Below are 22,638 nucleotides of genomic sequence, written 5' to 3' on the forward strand. Positions count from 1 at the left end.
CGCCAGTTCCGACACCGTGCGCTCACCCTTCAAGGCCTCCAGCGCAACGCGAGCCTTGAAGCCCGCATCATGGTTCCTGCGTTTCGACATAGTCCGATCTCCTCGTTCATGGAGACCAGCAGACGTCAAATCGTAGCTTCCGTCACTGTCCGATTTTCGGGGAGGTGCTCAATCATTAACACAATCATGAATATCGAGCTTATTGTCTTCATGATTTTTTAGCTTGAAATCGGCAAAAATACGAAGGTTACGCAGACGACCGCATCTACTGTGTAGGGGGGATCGATGGTTTTAAACTGGAGCCGGCAACTAGCAGACCTCATCGGGCCGGAAGATGGGGCGTCACTGGCTTCGGAATTGGCACGTCTGAATGACATCCCGCAGCTTCGCAAGGGCGATGAACTCTATCTGACCGGCGAATGGCTGCAGACACTCGTAGACCAGGTTACCGACTACATATTTGTCAAGGACCGCAAATCAAGGTTCGTGATGGCGAACCGCCAGGTCGCGATCGACATCGGATACAGCGATTTCTCGGAATTGCTCGGCAAGACAGATCTGGAACTTCATCCGCACGAAATCGGCTCCGGTTTCATGGAAATCGAAGCTCAGGTGATGGCGACAAAGGTTCCCCAGATCGATCACGAGGAATTTCTGATTTTGCCGTCAGGCAGAAGAAAGTGGTTTTCCGCCTCGAAATACCCGGTCACCAACGACCGGGACGAAGTCGTCGGGATTATGGGCATCTGCCGCGACACCACCGAGCGCAAGAAAGCGGAAAAACTCCAGCAGGGGCAGAACAAGGTTCTGCAGGAAATTGCCGGCGGTAAACCGCTCGGCGACGTTCTGGCAACACTGGTTCTTACGATCGAGGACCAGTTGGACGGTGTCGTCGGATCGGTGATGCTGACGGATGAGAGCGGCACACGGCTTTTGTATGGTGTGGCTCCCAATCTGCCGAAAGCCTATGTGGACCAGACCAACCGCTTGCCGGTTGGCCCCAGAATGGGGTCTTGCGGCACCGCCATTCATACCCGTGAAAGCGTGTTCGTCGACGATGTCCGCACGCACGAACTCTGGGAAGACCACCAGGACATCATGCGCAATTTCGACATGCGCTCATGCTGGTCCGTGCCATTTTTCAGCAAGGATTCCAGGGCCCTTGGAACATTCGGACTTTATTCCAGGGAAGTGCGCTTCCCGACCGAACACGAGAAAAGACTGGCGACGGAGGCCGCGCGCCTGGCGTCCATCGCGGTGGAGCGCGATCAGGCGGAAAGCAAGATCCGCTATCTCGCCCATCATGATGTCCTGACCGGACTGCCCAACAGGCAGGAATTCAAACACAAGCTGGAAGAAAAGGTCGAGACCAGCCGGAAGTCGGGAGAGCCGGTGGCCGTGGTGTTTGTCGATCTCGACAACTTCAAATTCGTCAATGACAGTTTTGGTCACACGATCGGTGATCAGGTGCTGGCAATCATTGCCGAACGGATAAAATCAGTCCTGGCGGGAAATCACGAGGCCATCCGCTTTGGAGGTGACGAATTCGTGCTGATCGTCGAGGGCGGTTCCGCGCTCAAGGCGGACCTTCAAGGCCTGATGAACGTTCTGCGCGCGGAGATTGCCAAAACCATCCACATCGGTGACTTGTCTTTCCATGTGACCTGCAGCATTGGTGCCGCCTGTTATCCGCAGGATGCGCAAGATGCGGCCGAGCTTCTGAAAAACGCCGACAAGGCGATGTTCGAGGCAAAATCCTCCGGCCGCGACGGTTTCAAGATCTACGACCAGACCCGGCCGGAGAAATCCGTCAACAAGCTGACATTGCTTGAGGAAATGCGCACTGGTATCGAAAACGGCGAATTCTTCCTGGAATACCAGCCGCAATACAATCTCGTCAGCGGCCGGATTGTCGGCGCTGAAGCGCTGGTTCGCTGGCAGCATCCCGTACTCGGCCGGCTGATGCCGGGTGAGTTCATCGCGCTGGCGGAAGAAAGCGGATTGATCGTGCCCCTGGGCCGCTGGGTTCTGCATGAAGCCTGCCGGCAGAACAGGCAATGGCAGGATGACGGCCTGACGCCGATAACAATGGGCGTGAATGTGTCCGTCAGGCAGTTCCGGGATTCGGGACTGATCTCCGACGTGACCGCGGCTTTGAAGGACACCGGGCTGGAAGCCGGGTATCTTGAACTCGAAGTAACCGAAAGCCTTCTCATCCAGAATGCCGATCAGGCTGTCCGGCTCATGGACGACTTCCGCCGGATCGGCTTGAAGCTCGCCATTGACGACTTCGGAACCGGCTATTCCAGTCTTGCGGCGCTCAAGAGTTTTCCGCTTACCCGCTTGAAGATCGACCGCAGTTTTATCCGCGATCTCGATTTTGACGAAAGCGACCGCAGCATCGCACGGGCGATCATTTCCCTTGGCCGGGAACTCGGGCTGAATGTGGTCGCGGAAGGCGTGGAGAGCGCCAAACAACAGGCTTTCCTGGCAAGCTGCCGTTGTGAAACCGTGCAGGGCTTCCATTTCGGCCGGCCGATGAATGCAACCAGGTTCGGCAAGCTGCTCGCAATGACCCTGACACCGCTGGATTCCCATTTCGGGCGGATGGAAAGGCGGGCTTAGAGCACCCTGCGTTCAATCGATCACAGGATGTTCTGGGTCAGGCCTTCTTCATCACATAGGACCCTGGCGCGTCTTCCAGGATTTTTACCCGGTACGCGCCTGGTTTGCGGGCCTTTGCCCTGGTGGCGTCTTGCGCGCGTATCCACTCGTCCCAGTACGGCCACCAGGAACCGGGATGCTCTTCGGCGTTATTGAGCCAGTTTTCAAGCGTCCCCTTGGCTTCGCCACCCGTCCAGAACTGGTATTTCTTTTTAGCGGGGGGATTGACGACACCGGCGATATGACCGGAGCCGGCCAGCACATATTCCACCGGTCCGCCAAAGCAGCCGGAGCCGAGGAAAACGGACTTCGGCGGCGCGATGTGATCCTCACGCGTTGCCAGGTTGAAAATCGGGATCGTAACCTTGGAGAGGTCGAGCCTCTCGCCGGCGATTTCCATTTCCCCCTTGGACAGTTTGTTGTCGAGATAACAACTGCGCAGATAAAAGGAATGGTTCGCCGCCGGCATCCGGGTGGAATCGGAGTTCCAGTAAAGCAGGTCGAACGGGAAGGGCTCCTGGCCCTTCAGATAGTTGTTGACCACATAGGACCAGATCAGGTCGTTCGAACGCAGCATGTTGAAGGCCGAGGACATCTTCGAGCCGTCGAGGTACCCGCTTTCCGCCATCCGCTTTTCCACGAGGGAAATCTGCTCTTCGTCGACAAAGACCTTGAGATCGCCTGCGAAGGTGAAGTCGACCTGCGTGGTGAAGAAGGTTGCGGTCTTGATCCGCTTGTCGCCGACACGGGCCATATAGGCCAGCGTCACCGCCAGCAGGGTTCCGCCGACGCAATAGCCGATCGTATTGACTTCCTCCTGGCGGGTGGCGCGCTTGATCACGTCGAGGGTATTGAGAATACCCTCCTTCATATAGTGTTCGAAACTCTTCTGCGCCTGATGTTCATCCGGATTGACCCAGGAAATCACGAAGACGGTATGGCCCTGGTCGACCGCCCATTTGATGAACGACTTTTCCCGGTTCAGATCGAGAATGTAGAATTTGTTGATCCAGGGCGGCACGATCAGGAGCGGCCGCTTGAGCACCTCTTCGGTGGACGGCGAGTACTGGATCACCTGGCAAACGTCGTTCTGGGAAATCACCTTGCCGGGTGTGGTGGCCAGGTTCTCGCCGAACTTGAATTTCGACGGGTCGGTCTGCCGGATCTTGAGTTCGCCCTTGCCGGACTTCAGATCCTCGACAAGATGCTGCATGCCCTTGACCAGGTTCTCGCCGTTGCTCTCCAATGTAAGGCGAAGCAGCTCCGGATTGGTGAGAACGAAGTTAGACGGCGAGACCGCATTGGCGATCTGGGTGACATAGAATTCCGCCTTGTGGCGGGTGTGCTCGTCCAGCCCCTGGGCCTCCTGAACCATGTCCTCGGCCCACTTGCTGGTGATGAGATAGAGCTGCTTGATGAAATCGAAGAACTGGTTTTTCTCCCAGTCGGGATCCGCGAATCTTTTATCCCTTGGCGGTGTCAGCACCGCGGGCTCCGCGGGTTCGCCCATCATGCGCTTCAGGGAGGAATTCCACAGGTCGATATAGCCGCCCCACAGCCGCGACTGGGCTTCGACGGTCCGTTGCGGATCGGAGATCCAGTATTCACCCACCTGTGCAAGGGTTTTGATGATACCGGTCAGCTCATCCGTCGATTCATGGGTAATCTTGCCCTGTTCGCGGGGCTCGATATAAGCGGCCATCGCCTTGCCGGCCTGCTCCAGCGTTTTCGCCAGGTTCTGGGCAAAGGCTTCCGGATTGTTTATGATGTATTGCAGCATGGGATGCTGGCGGTCATCAGCCATTAGCGGGGAGTTCCTCCGGTTTTCCTGCCCCTTCCGGCCCTGGAGTGGCCAGAGAGCCCTAATTCGTTCAAATCCGTTATCTTGTTATATTTTCGCTGGTATTTTGAACTATCAGCTATTTATGACACAAGGTTCCGGTTGCGTCGATTGGATTCCAATGGCTTCGAAAGCTCTCGCTATCGAAGATTTGTGACATTCGGATGGATGTGGGAACGGCATTGAGGAGAGGCGCTTGTCAATATTGCTTAAGGTTTTCGCTCTGGCCTGCGGTCTGCCGCTGCTCTTCGGGCTTGCGGCTTGCGCGGTCGGTCCCGGTACGCCGCTCGTGGATGCGCTGCAGACCAAGCCGGGTCAGGGAAACACAAGCGTTCCCGGGCCGAAAGGCTACGGTCCGCCGATTCAAGCCGGTGAAACATACGGGCTGATCAATCCCAAACAGAGAGAAGCGACTGAAGCCTATCTGGAAAGTCTGGCGTCGCAATAAAGCCACCCCCGATCCACGCGCGGAGCCGGGTCTGCGGCCATTTGCCTCCGCCGTGTCCGCGGTGACGCGTGAAAACAATTTTATATTGTCCCGACCATGGGAAAAAAGGTGACTTGCGGCGTGGCGCCGAGACGTTGCCTTTTGTCACCTGCCTCAAAGGACATTGATATTTTTGGCATGAATTAAAGCATTCTTTTACAACTTTAGAGGATGTATCGGGTTGTGGCAGGATGGATTTTTTTATGACGCTTGATACCCCTACATTGTTTACCAGTGTGATGGTCGCCAAATTGGCCGGCAGCGCGATCCTGATTTTGTTTTTTCTCTTCTGGAAAGCATGCGGCCCGGTCTGTGCGCGCAGTTTGGCGATCTGGTCGTGCGGCATGTTTCTGGCCGGAAGCGGAGCGTTTCTGATCGCCATGCGCGGCGTCGTTCCGGATGGTTTCAGTATCCTGGCGGCGAATACGCTGGTCATTCTGGGAACCGGGTTGGGGCGTAGCGGGTTCGCGACTTTCCTTGGGGCTCGGCCCGCCATTTGGCTGAATTTCGTCGTCGCGGGTGTGTGGGTCGTCCTTTGCTTTTATCCGCCTTTTTTCGAAAGTTTCCTGGCACGGGTCAACTTTGTACAGAGCTACCTGATCCTGACCTGTCTTTCCGTCGTCTGGATAGCATTCCGGCGGAACAGGGATAACCTCCGCACGGTCCGGCTGCTCGGTGTGACGACCCTGATCGAGTGCACCGGATACGCGTGGTTCACCGTGAACCAGAACGTGCTGCTCTATCCGGATTTCCTGTATGCATTCGGGGAAAATTTCATGACGGCCTATCTGGTCACTATCCTGCTTTCCATCGTCATGACCATCCTGCTGCCCGCATGTATGATCGTCGAACGTTCACTGAACGGTTTCAGGGAGCAGGCCAATCAGGATGCTCTGACTGGACTCGCGAACCGGCGCTCCTTCCTGAACGGCACGCAAAACTGGTTGTCCCAAAGCAGGGTGGACAATGGAACCTTCAGTCTGATCATGGTGGATCTGGACGGGTTCAAATCCGTCAACGACAGATACGGTCATGCCATGGGCGATGCTGTGCTTCAGCTTTTTGGCCGTGTCCTGAAGGATACGCTTGATGTTTCGGCCGTCCCCGGGCGGCTCGGTGGCGAGGAATTCGCGGTGTTCCTGCCTGATTGTGGCCAGGAACCGGCCCTGCTCACCGCCAGGCGGGTTTGCCGTCGGTTCAGTGTGGAATGCCGCGAAGCCTCTGGCGGAAAACTCACTGTCACCGCCAGTGCCGGGGTGGTGACCGCCGGCGGCAAGGTAACCCTGGAGCGTGCGCTGGAAGCGGCGGACAAAGGGCTCTACAAGGCCAAGCGCCAGGGAAAGGCGCAGATCGTCACGATGGATTTTACCCCCGACGGCGCGCTGCAGAATTCCGTGGCAGAGGCAGGGTTTTCCTCCCTGCGCAGAAAGGCCGCCTGACCGGCGCCCCCTTGCAACCCGTTGAAGCGCGGAATTGCAGGGGCCTGCTGCGTGGCAGATTTATCCGATTTCCGGAATATGCGTGCGTGACATAAAGACGGGTGCGTATTTTTTTTGAGGCTGCTAAAAGATCCCCGCCGCGCTGTCGCAGCGCCTGAAGCGCGTGCGGCCCGTTTCGTCAACTCGCAAGGATCCGCGTCATGGAGGAATTTCACAAGATCAAACGGCTTCCGCCGTATGTCTTTGAACAGGTCAACCGTCTGAAAGCGAAGGCGCGTGCGGCGGGGGCGGACATCATTGATCTCGGCATGGGCAACCCGGATCTGCCGACACCGAAGCATATTGTCGACAAGCTGACCGAGGCGGTCCAGGATCCGCGCACCCACCGTTACTCCGCCTCCAAGGGCATTCACGGACTGCGCAAGGCGCAGGCGGCCTATTACGGCCGCCGGTTCGGCGTCAAACTGGATCCGGAAACCCAGGTGATCGCGACCCTGGGGTCCAAGGAAGGGTTTGCCAACATGGCCCAGGCGATCTCCGCTCCCGGAGACGTGATCCTCAGCCCGAACCCGAGCTATCCAATCCACACATTCGGTTTCCTCATGGCCGGCGCGTCGATCAGAAATGTGCCCGCCGAACCGGGACCGGACTTTTTCGATGCCCTGGAACGGGCCGTTATCCACTCCGTGCCGAAGCCGATCGCGCTCATATTGTGCTATCCGGCCAACCCGACCGCGTATTGCGCCGATCTGGACTTCTACAAGGACGTTGTCGCATTCGCGCGCAAGCACAGCATCTTCATCCTGTCCGACCTGGCCTATTCGGAGATCTATTTCGGCGGCACGCCGCCGCCATCCGTGCTGCAGGTACCCGGCGCGATGGATGTCACCGTCGAATTCACCTCGCTGTCGAAGACCTTTTCCATGCCCGGCTGGCGCATGGGCTTTGCCGTCGGCAACGAGCGGCTGATTTCCGCGCTCGCCCGCGTAAAATCCTATCTCGATTACGGGGCGTTCACTCCCATTCAGGTCGCCGCGACGGCGGCCCTGAACGGTCCGGACGACTGCATCAGGGAGACGCGCGAGGTCTACAAGCGCCGACGCGATGTGGTCGTCGACAGTTTCGGTCGCGCGGGCTGGGATATTCCGGCGCCCGAAGCCAGCATGTTCTGCTGGGCGCCGATTCCCGAGAAGTTCCGTGCCCTTGGAAGCCTTGAATATTCCAAACTCCTTCTGGAGGGAGCGGAGGTCGCGGTCGCGCCCGGCATCGGCTTCGGTGAACATGGCGATGAATACGTGCGCATCGGACTGGTGGAAAACGAGCAAAGGCTGCGTCAGGCGGCAAGAAATATCCGCCGCTTCCTTGAAACCGCGGATCAAAAGCTGCACAACGTCATCCCGCTCGGGACCTCAGGCTGAATAGAACTGGATTAATTCCCATATGGCAGAAGCATTGAAAGTGGGCGTCGCCGGCCTTGGCACCGTGGGCATGTCCGTTGTGCAACTTCTTGCAAAACATGCAGCTCAGATTGCCCGCAAATCCGGCCGTGCCGTAGCCGTGACCGCGGTCAGCGCCCGCGACCGCGGCAAGGATCGCGGCTTTGATGTTTCCACGCTGGAATGGTTCTCCGACCCGGTGGAGATGGCCGAAAAGGCACAGATCGACATTTTCGTTGAACTGATCGGTGGAGACAGCGGCCCCGCCAAGGACAGCGTGCGCGCGGCGCTCAAGCGCGGCGTTCATGTGGTCACCGCGAACAAGGCCCTGCTAGCCAGACACGGTGTCGATCTCGCGGTCCTCGCCGAGGACAACAACGCATGCCTGAATTACGAGGCCGCCGTTGCCGGAGGGATACCGATCGTCAAGACGTTGCGGGAATCCATGTCCGGCAACGACATCAGCCGCGTCTATGGCATATTGAACGGCACCTGCAATTATATCCTCACCCGGATGGAAGCCGAGGGCATCGGCTTTGAGGAATGTCTTGCCGAGGCGCAGCGCCTTGGCTACGCCGAAGCCGACCCGACGTTCGATGTCGAGGGCAATGACACGGCGCACAAGCTTGCGATCCTGACAAGCCTCGCATTTGGCACGAAGATTGCTGATGACGATATCTATATGGAGGGGATCACGTCGATCTCGACAGCCGATATACAGGCCGCGGACGAGCTTGGTTTCCGCATCAAGCTTCTGGGGGTGGCTCAACGCACGGAGACAGGCATAGAACAGCGCGTACATCCGACCATGGTGCCGAAAACCTCGGCAATTGCACGTATTGACGGCGTATTGAACGCTGTTGCCGTCGATGGCGATTTTGTCGGTGAAATTGTTCTTGTCGGGCCGGGTGCGGGCGGCAATGCGACGGCATCTTCCGTTGTCGCGGACATCGCGGATATCGCGCGCGGCGATGAAACCCCCGTGCTCGGCATGCCGGCGGCGGATCTGAAGGAATACCGTCGGGCGCGGATGCGCATGCATGAGGGCGGGTACTATATCCGCCTGTCTGTCTATGATCGTCCGGGAGCTTTCGCCGAAATCGCGCGCAGCATGGGTGACGCCGGTATATCGCTCGAATCGATCGTCCAGAAGCGTCATTCGGCCGATGAGGCACCCGCGAAATATGACGCAGAAGTGCCTCAACCCGTCATCTTGATCACGTATGAAACCACCGAAGTCGCGATCAAGGAGGCGCTGGAGGCGATCATGTCGAAAGGTGTGGTAGCCGAACAGCCGCAACTGATCCGCATCGAAAAATTGAATTGAGTTTTTGAATTTGAGAGTGCCCCGCGGGGCGGCCCGCGGGGAGAGACTGGAGAAATTGATGTCCGATACCGAAAATCAGCCGACGAGCGGCCTGGACCGAATTTTGACACTTGAATTGGCTCGTGTCAGCGAACGAGCGGCTGTATCAGCAGCGCGCCTGCGCGGGCGCGGCGACGAAATGGCCGCGGACCAGGCTGCCGTCGACGCAATGCGGCGCGAATTGAACAGGCTGCCGATCGACGGCACGGTGGTGATTGGCGAGGGGGAGCGCGACGAAGCCCCCATGCTCTATATCGGCGAGAATGTCGGCACCAAGAACGGCCCCAAGGTGGACATCGCCCTCGATCCGCTTGAAGGCACGACCATTTGCGCAAAGAATCTTCCGAACTCGCTGGCTGTCATCGCCCTGGCACCGGAAGGCGACCTGCTGAACGCACCGGACAGCTACATGGACAAGATCGCGATCGGCCCGGGCTACCCGGACGATATCATCGATCTGGATGCGCCGATTGCCGAGAACCTTGCCGCCGTCGCCAGGGAGAAGGGAGTCAAGATCAACGAGGTCACCGCGTGCGTTCTGGACCGGCCGCGTCATGCTCGCCTGATCGAGGATATCCGGGCGACCGGCGCGGCGATCCGTCTGATCGGCGACGGAGATGTTGCTGGCATTATCCACACCACCGATCCGGACGAAACCGGCATCGATCTCTATGCTGGGATCGGCGGCGCGCCTGAAGGGGTGCTGGCGGCTGCCGCATTGCGCTGCATCGGCGGCCAGATGCAGACGCGGCTGGTGATCACCCGCGAGGAACAGGTCGAACGGGCCCACCGCATGGGCATCGAGGACATCAAGAAGAAATACACCTTGCAGGAGATGGCGGGTCCGGACGTTCTTTTTGCGGCGACCGGCGTGACCGACGGGAATTTCCTGCAAGGCGTCCGCTTCGGCCGCCATCACATCACGACCCATACCGTGGTCATGCGCTCGTCCACCGGAACGGTCCGCTACATCAAGGCCCAGCATACGGATCTGGAAAAATTCCTTCTGGACTAGGCGGTGTGGAAGAATTGGAGATGCAGCTCCCGGTCCTTGGGGTGAGACAAGAGGCTTCGATCTGACGCGAAAAAATCCTTGACCGTATCGCCGATACGCTCCGCGGATCTTTCCCCGCCATCTCTTGCCTCTTTTCTCACGAAATGTGCCTCCAATTCGTCTACACGGCCTACGGGCACCTACCCTTGGGAGTGGCAGGGTCCATCTATTTGGGTAACGTCCCAGGGGCTTTTTGAAATTTAGGCTTTGAATGACAGGGAATGCAGATGAAGAGGAGAGGCGGCTCGTTCTGGGTGTCGCACGTTCGGCAAACGACAATGCCTGGCGCGAACGCCTGAGCGCGGCGCAGGCGCGCACGGCAACGGCAATTGCCCAGATGCACGGGTTGCCGGATGTTCTCTCCCGTGTGATGGCGGCCCGCGGTGTTCTGCCGGACGACGCGCCGGACTTTCTCGATCCCTCGATAAAATCCCTGATGCCGGACCCGTCGAAGCTGGTGGATATGGATGCCGCCGTGGCCCGTATTGCCGATGCGGTCCAGGCGGGAAAGAAAATCGCCATTTTCGGTGACTACGACGTCGACGGCGCCACTTCCTCGGCGGTTTTCGCAAAATATCTCCAGGGACTGGGTCTCAATCCCGTCATTCATATTCCCGACCGGATCATCGAAGGCTATGGCCCGAACGGGCCGGCGATCGAACAATTGCGGCAGGACGGTGCGGAGCTGCTGGTCACGCTGGACTGCGGCAGTACCTCCTTTGAAGCTTTTGAAACGGCCGACAAGCTTGATCTCGATGTGGTGGTCATCGATCACCACCAGGTCGGCGAAACGCTCCCCCGGGTCCGGGCGCTGGTCAATCCCAACCGGCAGGACGATCTCTCGGGGCAGGGGCATCTGGCGGCGGTCGGCGTGACCTTTCTCTTTCTCGTCGGGCTGAACCGGGAACTGCGGCGGCGGGGCGCGTTTAAGGCCAGGCCTCAACCCGATCTGATGGCGCTTCTGGATCTTGTCGCCCTTGGCACGGTGTGTGATGTCGTGCCGTTGCAGGGCCTGAACCGGGCTTATGTCACCCGCGGCCTGGCGGTCATGCATCAACGGCGGAATTTCGGATTGACAGCCCTGTCGGACGCCGCGCGTGTGAGCGGCAAGCCCGCCAGCTATCATCTTGGCTTTCTGCTGGGGCCGCGGATCAACGCCGGTGGACGGATCGGGGATGCGGCGCTCGGCGCAAGGCTCCTGACGACAGAGGATCCGCACGAGGCACGGGCGATCGCCGAGCGTCTCGACCAGCTCAATTCCGAACGTCAGGCAATGGAAGCGGTGATGCTGGAACAGGCAGGTGTGGAAGCGATGCTGGCCATCGAGGCGCGCGACCCGCCGGTTCTGCTGACCGGATCCGACGCATGGCATCCCGGCATTGTCGGCCTGATTGCCTCCCGTCTGAAAGACGCCCACCGCCGGCCGGCGTTTGCCATCGCCTATGACGAAACCGGCAAGGGCACGGGCTCCGGGCGCTCTATCTCAGGCGTCGATCTTGGCAAGGCTGTCCGCAAGGCTGTTGACGACGGGCTTCTGGAAAAAGGCGGCGGCCACGCGATGGCGGCGGGTCTTACCGTGCGCCGGGAAAAGGTGGCGGATCTGGAAGCCTTTTTCAATGAGGTGCTCGGTGACGACGTGGAAGCGGCGTCGGCGCACCGGGAACTGAAGATCGACGCTGCGCTGACCGCAACCGGTGCGACGCTCGATCTGCTGGACCTTCTTGAAAAGGCCGGACCTTACGGAGCGGGGCATGCGGACCCGGTTTTCGTCTTTCCCGCGCACCGGATTTCCTTTGCCGACGTGGTCGGCAAGGGTCATGTGCGGGCAACGCTGGCAGCCGGCGACGGAAACACGCTCAAGGCAATCTGCTTCAAGGCGGAGGACAAGCCGCACGGGAAAATGCTGCTGGATGGGCGGGGCCGTTCCCTTCATGTTGCCGGAACGCTCTCCGTGGATACCTGGCAGGGAACACCGAAGGTTCAACTGCGCATCTTGGACGTGGCGGATCCTCAAAAGATACGTGTGTAAGGGCAGGCCGGTCCCGCGCCGAGGCTTGATGGCTGTTTACGAAAAGCTAACGCCCTTCACCTAACATGACCGCTCACGAAGGAATCGCGAGGGGCAGCCATGCGCGCTCAGAATGAGCTTTCGCCGTATTTTGCGGAAATTGACCGGCGCACGGATCGCGCCCTCAAAGGCATACGCGAGGTCCGCGGGTCGGCGAAACTGAGGGCCCTTCCTCCGGAACCGAAAGCCGTCGTGGTCGGCACGGGTTTCCTTGTCGTTTTGGCGGCGTTTGTCGGGCTGTTCCTCATCTGAACAGGCCGGCTGATATACAGCCTTGATTTTCCCTGACGAACCCAATTATCTCTGGAATCCTCCAGAGCATGTTCCGCGTTCGCACGAACGCGGCCTGAATGTTCTGATCCCTTGGGACCGATCTCTCCGCTTTCTTGTAAGTTCATTTGAATGCGGGTGGATCCGGAACGATTTCGCGTGGCGTCATGTCAGATTATCAAATTGCTCTCTGGTCCTTCAATCTCGGACGGGCGCCGGAATCGGTTGCCGGTTTCGCGGGACAGATCGAGGAAGGCGTCAAGCGCGCCGCCGATGCGGGTGCCAGGCTCCTGATTCTCCCGGAATACCTGATCGAATGTTGCCTCGCCTTCAAGCCCGATGGGTTGCCGCCGGAACAGGAAATGTCGTTTCTGGCTTCTGTGGGCGCGGACCTGGTGCCCTTGCTCAAGCACCTTCCGGAAAAACACGGCGTTTCCCTGCTTGCCGGGACGATGCCGGTCACGACGGCCGGTGGCATCACCAACACGGCCGTGCTGCTGACGGCCGACGGCCGGGACATCCGCCAGGACAAGCTTTGTCTGACCCCTTTCGAGCAAAGTGCCGATACATGGCAGCTGACATCTGGAACCATTTTACGGGTTTTCGAACTCGACGGATTGAAAATGGCGATCCTGATCTGCCTGGATGTCGAAATGCCGGCCCTCAGCTGTCTGCTGGCCGGACATGACCTGGATCTGCTGCTCGTACCCTCGATGACGGAGAAGCCGTCCGGCTATTATCGGGTGTTCGGCTGTGCCAGGGCGCGCGCTGTCGAGCTCATGTGTGCCGTCGCGGTTTGCGGCGTGGTCGGAACCTCCAAGGGGACGACACAGAACGATACCAATTTCTCCGGTGCGGCGCTGTACCTGCCCTGCGAGGAGGAATTTGGACATTCTGGGGTCGCGGCGGAAATTCCGCCAACCGATGGTGGCGGTGGTGAAGAACCTTTCCTGATCGCTACTGTTCCCTTGCGGCAGTTACGCGAACTGAGATCAGGCAAAGCTGAAGTCTGGCCTGGGGCCTGGACGGCCGAACATGTGACGGTTTCAGCCGATTGAGCGCAGATACTTATACATTTAACAGGTCAAGCTTGCGCACAAAGTGCACTTTTCTATAGACGGACTCGCCGCAGACCACTATATACACAGCAATCCAGAACTCAGGAGTTTAGATGGGATTCGCAAGGTCGATTTCGCTACAGGATGTTTCGTGGCTGCAAGGTCTTGGTGGTTTGTTCGTCAAACCCGCCAGATTGCAGATCGCGGCCCTGTGCTTTCGGCCAAGCGACACCGAACCCGAAATTCTCCTGGTTTCGACCCGTGATACCGGCCGTTTGATCCTCCCTAAAGGTTGGCCGGAAAAAGATAAGCCGGCTCATCAGACCGCCGTTATCGAGGCCTATGAGGAAGCCGGTGTGGTCGGAAAAGCCCACCCGAGGTCCATGGGGAGTTTCCGCTCGTTCAAGGGTCTTTCCGACGGTTTGAAGGTCCGGACCAAGGTGCTCGTCTTCAAGATCCGCTTTGAAAAGCAGCTCGAGGACTTTCCGGAGATCGGACAACGCCGGTGCATCTGGCTGCCGCTGTCCGAAGCCGTGGAAGCTGCCGACGAAGCGTCCTTGAAGCGCTTTCTCCGCCGGAACCGCTCGGAAATTACGTAATTATCCGGATAAGTATTGAATTTTAAGAGTGACCGACGCATCAGTGTCGTCCCCGTATGCAATCTGTTGCCTGTCGTTCGATCTAACCGGGCAGGTCTTTCCCAATCCCGTTCCGGCTAAAAAAAGGCTTGCCGCGTGCCGTCACAAAAGGACCTGAAATCCAGGGCCCTGGACAAGGATCTCGACAGGATAGGTTTCATTGGCGACGCAGCCGAGGCCATGGGCCGAAAGCTGAGCGGCTACGGCCTGGCTGTCATCTTTCTTGCGCTCTGCGCGGCAACAGCCGCCGCACAGATTGTTTCCGCGGACGTCTCGGACGTCCTGATCCTGATCGCCGCAAGCGTGACCAGCGGTTACATGGCGCTCAATATTGGCGCCAACGACGTTGCCAACAATGTCGGACCGGCTGTCGGTGCGCGCATCGTCAGCGTGACCGGGGCGCTGATCATCGCCGCCATTTGCGAAAGCGCCGGAGCACTGCTGGCGGGATCGGAAGTCATATCCACAGTTTCTGGCGACATTTTGAGCCCGCGGAACGTGATCGACAATACCTCGTTCATGCTTGCCATGCTGACGGCTCTGGCCGCGTCCGCCCTTTGGATCAATCTGGCCACGTATATAGGTGCTCCGGTGTCGACAACCCATTCGATCATCGGGGGGATCCTTGGTGCCGGGATCGCGGTCAGCGGGTTCTCTGCCATCAACTGGACGACGATGTCCGCCATCGCCGCAAGCTGGGTCATCTCGCCGGTTCTGGGCGGAGCCATCGCGGCGGCCCTGATGGCGTTTATCAACGCGCGCGTGATCTATAACGAAAACAAGCTGGAAGCGGCCCGCTTCTGGCTTCCAGTGCTGCTCGGCGTTATGGGAACAACCTTTACCGCTTACATGCTGCTCCGGACACCGGCATTTCTCGCGCCCCTTCCGGGTCTGCTGGCGGCGGTGCTGCCGATAGTCACGGGCCTGGTCGTCTGGTCGTTCTACCGGCGGGTGGTTTCAGCGCAGACCATCGATTTGGAGAACGGGACGGTCTCCTTGCGAGTCTTGTTCACCGTCCCGCTGCTGATCACCGCCGGTCTGCTGTCCTTTGCTCACGGCGCCAATGACGTTGCCAATGCGATTGGCCCGCTCGCGGCGATCGTTTTCAGCCAGTCCACCGAACTTACCGATCTCCATTTCTGGTTCCTGGGCTCGCTCAGTCCGGACATTCCGCTCTGGGTGAAGATGGTCGGTGCATTCGGTATTTCGGCGGGATTGCTGCTTTTCGGCCGCCGTCTCGTGACCGTGGTCGGCAAGAAGATCACCAAGCTGAGCCCGGTACGCGCCTTTTGCATCGCGTTGGCGACCGCGATCACCGTTCTCGGCGCTTCCGGTCTCGGGCTGCCGGTCTCGTCTACCCATATTGCCGTCGGGTCGGTTTTCGGTGTCGGTTTTTACCGCGAATGGTATTTCAACCGGCACGTCGTGAAAGGCGATCGGTCAAAGCCGGGCAAGTTCATCCGGAACCGGGAAGAACGAAGGCACCTGCGCCTCGTGCGCCGCAGCAATCTGGTCACAATCATTGCGGCCTGGATTGTCACGGTCCCTTCCGCCGCGCTGCTTGCGGCGGGTCTCTTTCAATTCGTCACGCTGGCCTTTTCTTGATTTGGAGCGTGTCTCGGTCAACTCGATCCAATATTAGTGAGATACGCTCTGGCTCAACCTGGCGGACTTATCGCCGGTTTGACCACCGCGGCCAGATGGCCGGCTGGCTCTAGTGTCAGATGCGCCCAGACCGGCAGATGATCGGACGCAACACGCGCCGTCCTGGATTTGTGAACGCCGGCCTCCTGCACCGTGAATTCCGGGCTGGTGATGATTCTGTCCAGACTGCCGACGGGCAGGGGGCTTGGAAAGCTCCGCCCAGGTGTCGTGACCTCGTAGCGTTGTTCGAAAAGCTTCATGCTGCCCGATGCGTCGCGCCATTCGTTCAGGTCGCCGATCAGCACAGTGGGAAGGTAGTCCAGATGTTCGTGCAGCTGATGCATCAGGGAGGTGATCTGCTTTTTGCGGAAATGGCCGACCAGGCTCAAATGCATCGCCGCGACGCGGAATTTTTCACCGCCGACGACAAGGTCCGCGGCCACGGCCCCGCGTGGTTCCAGGGTCGGCAACTCGATCCGCCGGTAGTCCAGAATGCCTATCTTTTCGCGCACCAGGATTGCGTTGCCGTGCCAGCCGAGGCTCTTGTCGCCGGTAGCGAACGGCACGGGCCGGTAATCGGTCTCCGCCAGAATGCTGTCCCGGTCCAGAGTGCTTTCGCGCGGACCGAAGCGCTTGTCGGCCTCCTGCAACGCAAGTATGTCGCAATCCAGTTCCTGGATCACTTTCAAGGTGCGCTCCGGACGGCGGCGGGCGTCAACCCCGATGGACTTTTGAATGTTGTAGGAACCGATTTTGATCATGGTGGACAGACTGGCGGGCTTCCGGCTGCAATTGCAAGTGCGCTGGACGTAATGCCAGCGGCAGGGTTCGTGGATTGAAAAAACATACAAACAAACCCCTTGCGGAATATTACCGTCTGCAAGGGGTTTTCAGATTTCTCGGAGATGACGTCCGGAAGCGGACGTTCAGACCGCTTCCAGTTCCTGCGCGCACTGAACCAGCAGGCCGGCCACATAATCCATGAAGGATCCCCAGGCCTCGACCACGAAGGCTTCCGGCCCGATCCGCCAGATCATGACCGGCGATTTGTGAAAAAGGGTGCGCGTCACAGTGCCGACCGGGAAGGATTCCAAAGAAAAATCGACGAAAATCCCGGTATTCAGCAGCCATGCAGCCCTCTCACCGGTGACGATCACAGCGTCTGAGCGATCGGACACATCCACCAGAGCATGCGGCTCACCGTCAAGTTTGCCTTCAATGCCGACGGCCACGGCCTGAAGGTCCTCTTCTGGCGCCAGCAGCGTCCATTCATCCGGCCCCATCCAAAGCGCGGCCCGTTTGGCGGTGGTCGTGCTGGTCAGAGGTTTGACGGGAAGGGCGACGCCGAAAGCCGTTCCGGCTTTCTTGAGAGAGGCTTCGCGTGCCCGGAAGGAGAGCCGGGTGAGTGGAGCGGCTTTCAGGATGGACACGCTGGCCAGACCGAGAATGGCAGCCTCGCCCGCATCGGGCGTGATCAGATCGCTTGCCGGAAGATCAGACATTGAGCCGCGCTCCTTCCTTGTCATAAAACACCGTGCCGGTGACCTCGACAGGGATGCTGCCCTCCGGCATCGGTACGTAAAGGGTCTTGCCCTCCAGGGCGTGGCCATTCCTGACGATTGCCAGTGCGATCGTGCGGCCCAGTGCAGGGCTGTAATAGGACGACGTCACGTGACCGTCCGCAGGTGTGCCGGTGGCCGGATTTTCCAGTGTTGTGACCTGCGCGCCTTCCTCCAGCTTTATCTTCGGATCCTTTGTCAGGAGACCGACGAGCTGCTTGCGGTTTTCCGCCTTGAGATCCGGCCGCTCGAGCCCGCGCTTGCCGACGAAGTCGAACTTGTTCTTGCCGATCGCCCAGCTCATGCCCGCATCCTGCGGGGTGACCGTGCCGTCGGTATCCTGGCCGATGATGATATAGCCCTTCTCGGCGCGCAGCACATGCATCGCTTCGGTGCCATAGGCAGTCCCGCCATGCTTTTCGATTTCCCCGGCCAGGGTCTCCCACATCATCTTTCCGTGGCGGCGCGGCACATTGATCTCAAACCCGAGTTCGCCGGTGAAGGAAATGCGGAACAGGCGGCAGGGAATGCCGCGGAACATGGCTTCCTTGACGCTCATATGCGGCAGGGCTTCGGCGGAAAGGTCGATCCCTTCAATGAAGGGAGCTATCACCTCGCGCGCCTTTGGTCCCTGAATGGCGGCGACCGCATACTGGTCCGTGGTGGATGTGATCCACACATCGAGCTCCGGCCATTCGGTTTGCAGATAATCCTCCATGGTTGCGAACACGCTCGGCGCGCCGCCGGTGGTGGTCGTGACATGGAAGCGGTCATCGGCAAGACGGCCGATGACGCCGTCGTCGGTTATGAAGCCGGCATCGTTCAAAAGCAGGCCATAGCGGCAGCGCCCCGGTGCAAGCTTTTTCCACGGGTTGGTATACATCCGCTCCAGGAACTCGGCCGCGTCCGGTCCGGCCACTTCGATCTTGCCGAGGGTGGAAGCATCGAACAGGCCGACGCTTTCGCGCACGGTCCTGCACTCCCGCTCCACGGCGGCATGCATGTCCTCGCCGTTTTTCGGGAAATACCAGGCGCGTTTCCACTGCCCGACATCCTCAAAGAGGCCACCCTTTTCAACAACCCAGTCATGGGAGGGTGTTTTACGGACAGGATCGAAGAAATCTCCGCGCGAAACACCGGCGAACAATCCGAAAGTGGTCGGTGTGAAGGGCTGGCGGAAAGTGGTGAGCCCCACATCCGTCAGCGGCTTCTCCAGGGCGCCTGAGGCGATCTGAAGCGCGTTCATGTTCGACAGACGGCCCTGATCGGTCGCCATGCCGGTTGTCGTGTAGCGCTTGATATGCTCGATCGACTGCATGCCTTCGCGCACGGCGAGTTTGACATCCTTCGCGGTGACGTCGTTCTGGTAGTCGACGAACGCCTTGACGCGCGACGCATTGCGGTCATGGGGCAGGGCGCCGAGCGTGCCGCCGGTTCCCGCCTCGCCGCCGCTTGTCCGGCTATGGTTGATCGTGGCCGATTTCCCGGTTGCGGCCCTGGCGGCTCCTTCACCGGCCGCGTAGCCGTCCGTAAGGGATGCCTGCAAGCCGTACAAACCATTCGCGGCACCGGCGGAACGCTCTTTCTGGACGGACTTGCCCGGCACAAAGGCGCCTGTCTCCGCCTCCCAGACAACCTTGCCGCGCGACTGGGAGAAAAGGCTGACGGTCGGGGTCCAGCCACCGGACATGAGCAGGGCATCGCACTCGATCTGGCCGCCGGCAGCGACCTGGCCCGATGTCATCATTCGACCCAGCAGCGCCGCTCTGACGCGTTTGCGGCCCAAAGTGCCCGTCACCACGCAACCGGCTTCGACACGGATGCCGCGCGCGGCCGCGATGGAGACAAGGCTTTCAGGTGGCGATTCGCGAAGATCGGCAATCGCCACGACCTCAACGCCGTGATCGGCAAGGTCGAAGGCTGCCTGCCAGGCGGTATCGCACGCTGTAGCCACAAGGACCTTGTGGCCGACCTTGACGCCGTAGCGGTTGAGATAGGTGCGTCCGGCGTCCGCCAGCAAAATTCCGGGCCGGTCGTTTTCCGGAAACACCATCGGCCGTTCGATGGCTCCGGCCGCGATCACCACTTCCTTCGCGCGCACCTGCCACAGGCGTTCACGCGGCAGCCTCGGGTCGGGATCTGAAAGATGTTCCGTCACCCTTTCGGCGAGCGCGATGAAATTATGCGCGAAATAGCCGAATGCGGTGGTACGCGGCAGCAGAGTGACGTTGTCCATCGCGGCAAGCCTGGCGACGATTTCCGCGACCCAGATCGCCGGGTCCTTGCCGTCGATGGTCGCGCTGTTTTCGCTCAGCAGCGAGCCGCCGAATTCCGCCTGTTCGTCGCACAGGATTACCCTGGCGCCTGTCTCGGCCGCGGCAAGGGCCGCCGCCAGCCCTGACGGACCGGAACCGGCTACCAGGACATCGCAATGGGCGTAGAGATTGCCGTAAGTGTCGTGATCCGGGTTTTTCGGCGGTTTGCCCAGTCCGGCCGCAGCCCGGATGATGGGCTCATAGACCCTGTCCCAGAAGGATTTCGGCCACATGAAGGTCTTGTAGTAGAAACCCGCCGGGAAGAGCGGTGACAACAGGTCGTTGACAGCGCCGACATCGAAGCCCAGCGACGGGAAACGGTTTTGCGATACGGCCTGCAGACCATGGTAGAGTTCGACCTGCGTTGCCCGCAGGTTCGGCGTCTGATCGCCCTTGCGGTACACGCCGACCAGCGCGTTCGGCTCCTCCGACCCGGCGCTCAGGATGCCGCGCGGACGGTGGTATTTGAACGATCGCCCGACCAGATGGACTCCATTTGCAAGCAAGGCCGAAGCGAGTGTGTCGCCCGCGTGGCCGTGCATTTCCTCGCCGTCGAATGTGAAGGTGAGTTCGCCGGTGCGGTCGATCCGCCCGCCCTTTTCCGTCCGGAATGGCTGGCTCATTTGCCGGCCTCCCTGGCGATTGCTTCAAGATCCGGTTTTGCTTCGCCCGTCTTGTAGACTTTCAGGAATTCATCGCTGACCGTGTCGCGTACGGCGTTGAAAAACCGCCCGCAGCCATGGATGTGGCGCCAGCGCTCCGCCGCGATGCCTTTGGTATTGGAACGCATGTAAAGGAACTCGACCCAATCGTCATCGGTGGCCTTTTCCGGGTCGGACGGCCGCGCGATATGCGCCTCGCCGCCGCAGCGGAATTCGATTTCCGCGCGCTCGATCTGGCAATAGGGACAATAAATCAGGAGCATGTCGGCACTTTCCCTAATGGGCCACGGCGGCCGCGGCCGCCTCGTCGATCAGGCGTCCGGTGCGGAACCGGTCGATGGTGAACGGCGCATTGATCGGATGCGGCTCGTCCCTGGCGATCGTATGAGCGAAGACGTGACCCGAACCGGGTGTCGCCTTGAAGCCGCCGGTTCCCCAGCCGCAATTGACGTAGAGCCCCGGCACAGGCGTCTTGGACAGGATGGGCGAGCGGTCCGGCGTGGTATCGACGATACCGCCCCAGTTGCGCAACATGCGCATGCGGCGGAAATGCGGGAAGAGCTCGCAGATCGCGTCGATGGTATGATTGCTGATGTGGATCCCGCCGGTCTGGGAGTAGGAGATGAACTGGTCCGTGCCGGCTCCGATCACCAGTTCCCCCTTGTCCGATTGCGAAATATAGGCGTGAATCGTATTGGACATGACCACGCATGGAAACGCGGGTTTGACCGGCTCGGATACAAGTGCCTGAAGGGGGAAGGATTCCAGCGGCAGGCGCACCCCGGCCATCTCCATGACGACGGACGAGTGCCCGGCGGCCACGACACCAACTTTCCCGGCCTTGATGAACCCTTTTGCCGTCTCGACCCCTTCGACGGATCCGTCCTGGCTCCGGCGGATGCCGGTCACCGCGCAGTTCTGGATGATATCGACACCCAGCGCATCGGCGCCACGGGCATACCCCCAGGCGACCGCGTCATGGCGCGCCGTGCCGCCAACCCTTTGCAGGGCGGCACCCATCACCGGATACCGGATATTCTTCGAGATGTTCAGCGGCGGGCAGTAATCCCTGGCCTGCTCCGGGGTCAGCCATTCGTTCTGGACGCCGGCCAGCCGGTTGGCATGGATATGCCGCTGAGACACCTGAACATCGTGAATTGTGTGCGCCAGCATCATCACGCCGCGCGCCGAATACATGACGTTGTAATTGAGTTCCTGGGACAGGTTCTGCCACAGACCGATGGCGTGGTTATAAAGCGCGGCGCTTTCTTCCCAAAGATAATTGGACCGCACGATGGTCGTGTTGCGGCCGGTGTTCCCGCCTCCGAGCCAGCCTTTTTCGATCACCGCCACATTGCGGATGCCGTGTTCCCTGGCAAGATAATACGCCGTCGCCAGCCCGTGTCCGCCGGCGCCGACGATAACCACGTCATATTCAGCCTTGGGTTCCGGCGCGCGCCACTGGCGGCCCCAGTTCTGATGCGCTGAAAAGGCGTTTTTCGCCAGTTCGAGGAAGGAATAACGCTTCATAAAGCAGCGGCTCCGCGCGTTGCAGGCCGTCTTTCCCTGTCGCCCAGGGATCGGCGGCGTCTCCAGTTGATTGTCCGTGACCCGAACCTTAACGACAAGGGCGGGGTCCCGTCCATCGCCGGGCATATTCGCGATTGCACACCCGCTTGCGTATCAGGTTTCAGTCGCCTGCTGGTCAGAATACGACATGAGTGTCCCAAGTCCGGTGGAGGTTCCAGGGAAACCCTGTAAACATGGCGGAAAACAAGGACTTTCAGGCGGCATGAACCAGATCGGAATATCTGCGGAAACCATGCCGGATTCCGAAATTCCGACAAAGGGTGCCGCAAGGGTTCTTGCAATTGACGTCCGGGCCGGTAACTCTCCTTCAAATTCTGGAATCTGGGAGATACATCTATGGAAGTTCGTGCAGCTGTCGCCATCGGGGCCGGCAAACCGCTCGAAGTCACGACCGTGAACCTGGAAGGCCCGCGTGCGTTCGAAGTGCTCGTCGAAATCAAGGCGACGGGCATCTGCCACACGGACGAGTTCACTCTGTCAGGAGCCGATCCCGAGGGATTGTTCCCGGCGATCCTGGGCCATGAAGGCGCCGGAATCGTCGTGGAGGT

At 59.7% G+C, this 22,638-nt stretch carries 18 protein-coding genes; 12 read left to right on the forward strand and 6 right to left on the reverse strand.

The genetic code is table 11. From position 1 onward, the window contains the following. Positions 1 to 285: 285 nt before the first annotated feature. Positions 286 to 2,625, forward strand: coding sequence for a sensor domain-containing protein (locus CLV41_RS27235; protein WP_103225645.1), 2,340 nt, complete (start codon positions 286 to 288; stop codon positions 2,623 to 2,625). A gap of 37 nt (positions 2,626 to 2,662) precedes the next feature. Here CLV41_RS27235 and CLV41_RS27240 read toward each other — a convergent pair whose 3' ends face one another. After that, positions 2,663 to 4,468 carry a PHA/PHB synthase family protein gene (locus CLV41_RS27240; RefSeq protein WP_103225646.1) on the reverse strand — a complete coding sequence of 602 codons (1,806 nt, stop codon included), beginning with the start codon at positions 4,466 to 4,468 and terminating at the stop codon, positions 2,663 to 2,665. Between the two features lie 232 nt (positions 4,469 to 4,700). Here CLV41_RS27240 and CLV41_RS27245 point away from each other — a divergent pair, with 232 nt between their 5' ends. The 10 genes from CLV41_RS27245 (at position 4,701) to CLV41_RS27290 (ending at position 15,925) form a co-directional block, all read left to right on the forward strand. After that, complete coding sequence (locus CLV41_RS27245; protein WP_146048661.1) at positions 4,701 to 4,952, forward strand: hypothetical protein; 252 nt, start codon at positions 4,701 to 4,703, stop codon at positions 4,950 to 4,952. Positions 4,953 to 5,194: 242 nt separating this feature from the next. After that, on the forward strand, positions 5,195 to 6,430 hold the full coding sequence (locus tag CLV41_RS27250) for a GGDEF domain-containing protein (RefSeq protein ID WP_170107340.1): 1,236 nt from the start codon (positions 5,195 to 5,197) through the stop codon (positions 6,428 to 6,430). Between the two features lie 200 nt (positions 6,431 to 6,630). Next, on the forward strand, positions 6,631 to 7,848 hold the full coding sequence (locus CLV41_RS27255) for an LL-diaminopimelate aminotransferase (RefSeq protein WP_103225649.1): 1,218 nt from the start codon (positions 6,631 to 6,633) through the stop codon (positions 7,846 to 7,848). A gap of 22 nt (positions 7,849 to 7,870) precedes the next feature. Beyond that, positions 7,871 to 9,193, forward strand: coding sequence for a homoserine dehydrogenase (locus tag CLV41_RS27260; RefSeq protein WP_103225650.1), 1,323 nt, complete (start codon positions 7,871 to 7,873; stop codon positions 9,191 to 9,193). A gap of 58 nt (positions 9,194 to 9,251) precedes the next feature. Then, a complete protein-coding gene (gene glpX, locus CLV41_RS27265; RefSeq protein ID WP_103225651.1) occupies positions 9,252 to 10,247 on the forward strand; it encodes a class II fructose-bisphosphatase in 996 nt (331 codons plus the stop codon). A 250-nt stretch (positions 10,248 to 10,497) separates the two neighbouring features. After that, positions 10,498 to 12,315 (forward strand): single-stranded-DNA-specific exonuclease RecJ, encoded by a 1,818-nt coding sequence (gene recJ / locus CLV41_RS27270; RefSeq protein ID WP_103225652.1) that lies wholly within the window; start codon positions 10,498 to 10,500, stop codon positions 12,313 to 12,315. Between the two features lie 99 nt (positions 12,316 to 12,414). Beyond that, positions 12,415 to 12,606 carry a hypothetical protein gene (locus CLV41_RS27275; RefSeq protein ID WP_103225653.1) on the forward strand — a complete coding sequence of 64 codons (192 nt, stop codon included), beginning with the start codon at positions 12,415 to 12,417 and terminating at the stop codon, positions 12,604 to 12,606. Between the two features lie 185 nt (positions 12,607 to 12,791). Beyond that, positions 12,792 to 13,682, forward strand: a complete 891-nt coding sequence (locus CLV41_RS27280) for a nitrilase-related carbon-nitrogen hydrolase (protein WP_103225654.1) — start codon at positions 12,792 to 12,794, stop codon at positions 13,680 to 13,682. A gap of 113 nt (positions 13,683 to 13,795) precedes the next feature. Then, positions 13,796 to 14,281, forward strand: a complete 486-nt coding sequence (locus CLV41_RS27285; protein ID WP_146048662.1) for an NUDIX hydrolase — start codon at positions 13,796 to 13,798, stop codon at positions 14,279 to 14,281. 135 nt (positions 14,282 to 14,416) lie between these two features. Then, positions 14,417 to 15,925, forward strand: coding sequence for an inorganic phosphate transporter (locus CLV41_RS27290; protein WP_235867282.1), 1,509 nt, complete (start codon positions 14,417 to 14,419; stop codon positions 15,923 to 15,925). Positions 15,926 to 15,978: 53 nt separating this feature from the next. Here the strand turns inward: CLV41_RS27290 and CLV41_RS27295 are convergent, their stop codons facing one another. The 5 genes from CLV41_RS27295 to CLV41_RS27315 all read right to left on the reverse strand — a co-directional run bounded on the left by CLV41_RS27295 (position 15,979) and on the right by CLV41_RS27315 (position 22,030). Beyond that, positions 15,979 to 16,725, reverse strand: coding sequence for an endonuclease/exonuclease/phosphatase family protein (locus CLV41_RS27295; RefSeq protein ID WP_103225655.1), 747 nt, complete (start codon positions 16,723 to 16,725; stop codon positions 15,979 to 15,981). 165 nt (positions 16,726 to 16,890) lie between these two features. Further along, positions 16,891 to 17,466 (reverse strand): sarcosine oxidase subunit gamma, encoded by a 576-nt coding sequence (locus CLV41_RS27300; RefSeq protein WP_103225656.1) that lies wholly within the window; start codon positions 17,464 to 17,466, stop codon positions 16,891 to 16,893. Further along, the gene (locus tag CLV41_RS27305) at positions 17,459 to 20,461 is read right to left on the reverse strand and encodes a sarcosine oxidase subunit alpha family protein (protein ID WP_103225657.1); all 3,003 of its coding nucleotides are present in this window, start codon (positions 20,459 to 20,461) and stop codon (positions 17,459 to 17,461) included. The genes CLV41_RS27300 and CLV41_RS27305 overlap by 8 nt, the downstream gene beginning before the upstream one ends. Then, on the reverse strand, positions 20,458 to 20,763 hold the full coding sequence (locus CLV41_RS27310; protein WP_103225658.1) for a sarcosine oxidase subunit delta: 306 nt from the start codon (positions 20,761 to 20,763) through the stop codon (positions 20,458 to 20,460). Before CLV41_RS27310 ends, CLV41_RS27305 begins: the two co-directional genes overlap by 4 nt. A 13-nt stretch (positions 20,764 to 20,776) precedes the next feature. Continuing rightward, a complete protein-coding gene (locus CLV41_RS27315; RefSeq protein ID WP_103225659.1) occupies positions 20,777 to 22,030 on the reverse strand; it encodes a sarcosine oxidase subunit beta family protein in 1,254 nt (417 codons plus the stop codon). Between the two features lie 396 nt (positions 22,031 to 22,426). Here CLV41_RS27315 and CLV41_RS27320 point away from each other — a divergent pair. Continuing rightward, positions 22,427 to 22,638 (forward strand): alcohol dehydrogenase catalytic domain-containing protein (locus CLV41_RS27320; protein ID WP_170107341.1); only part of this gene is annotated, 212 nt, incomplete at its 3' end.

Source organism: Roseibium marinum, from assembly GCF_002906165.1.
In the GTDB taxonomy this organism is placed as follows: Bacteria; Pseudomonadota; Alphaproteobacteria; order Rhizobiales; family Stappiaceae; genus Roseibium; species Roseibium marinum.

Bases quoted from the DNA above. Each gene is read 5' to 3' on its own strand.
- glpX (WP_103225651.1), top strand. From the start codon at position 9,252: ATGTCCGATACCGAAAATCAGCCGACGAGCGGCCTGGACCGAATTTTG.
- CLV41_RS27310 (WP_103225658.1), bottom strand. From the start codon at position 20,763: ATGCTCCTGATTTATTGTCCCTATTGCCAGATCGAGCGCGCGGAAATC.
- CLV41_RS27250 (WP_170107340.1), top strand. From the start codon at position 5,195: ATGACGCTTGATACCCCTACATTGTTTACCAGTGTGATGGTCGCCAAA.
- CLV41_RS27300 (WP_103225656.1), bottom strand. From the start codon at position 17,466: ATGTCTGATCTTCCGGCAAGCGATCTGATCACGCCCGATGCGGGCGAG.
- CLV41_RS27280 (WP_103225654.1), top strand. From the start codon at position 12,792: ATGTCAGATTATCAAATTGCTCTCTGGTCCTTCAATCTCGGACGGGCG.
- CLV41_RS27285 (WP_146048662.1), top strand. From the start codon at position 13,796: ATGGGATTCGCAAGGTCGATTTCGCTACAGGATGTTTCGTGGCTGCAA.
- CLV41_RS27275 (WP_103225653.1), top strand. From the start codon at position 12,415: ATGCGCGCTCAGAATGAGCTTTCGCCGTATTTTGCGGAAATTGACCGG.
- CLV41_RS27315 (WP_103225659.1), bottom strand. From the start codon at position 22,030: ATGAAGCGTTATTCCTTCCTCGAACTGGCGAAAAACGCCTTTTCAGCG.
- CLV41_RS27235 (WP_103225645.1), top strand. From the start codon at position 286: ATGGTTTTAAACTGGAGCCGGCAACTAGCAGACCTCATCGGGCCGGAA.
- CLV41_RS27260 (WP_103225650.1), top strand. From the start codon at position 7,871: ATGGCAGAAGCATTGAAAGTGGGCGTCGCCGGCCTTGGCACCGTGGGC.
- CLV41_RS27255 (WP_103225649.1), top strand. From the start codon at position 6,631: ATGGAGGAATTTCACAAGATCAAACGGCTTCCGCCGTATGTCTTTGAA.
- CLV41_RS27240 (WP_103225646.1), bottom strand. From the start codon at position 4,468: ATGGCTGATGACCGCCAGCATCCCATGCTGCAATACATCATAAACAAT.
- CLV41_RS27295 (WP_103225655.1), bottom strand. From the start codon at position 16,725: ATGATCAAAATCGGTTCCTACAACATTCAAAAGTCCATCGGGGTTGAC.
- CLV41_RS27305 (WP_103225657.1), bottom strand. From the start codon at position 20,461: ATGAGCCAGCCATTCCGGACGGAAAAGGGCGGGCGGATCGACCGCACC.
- recJ (WP_103225652.1), top strand. From the start codon at position 10,498: ATGACAGGGAATGCAGATGAAGAGGAGAGGCGGCTCGTTCTGGGTGTC.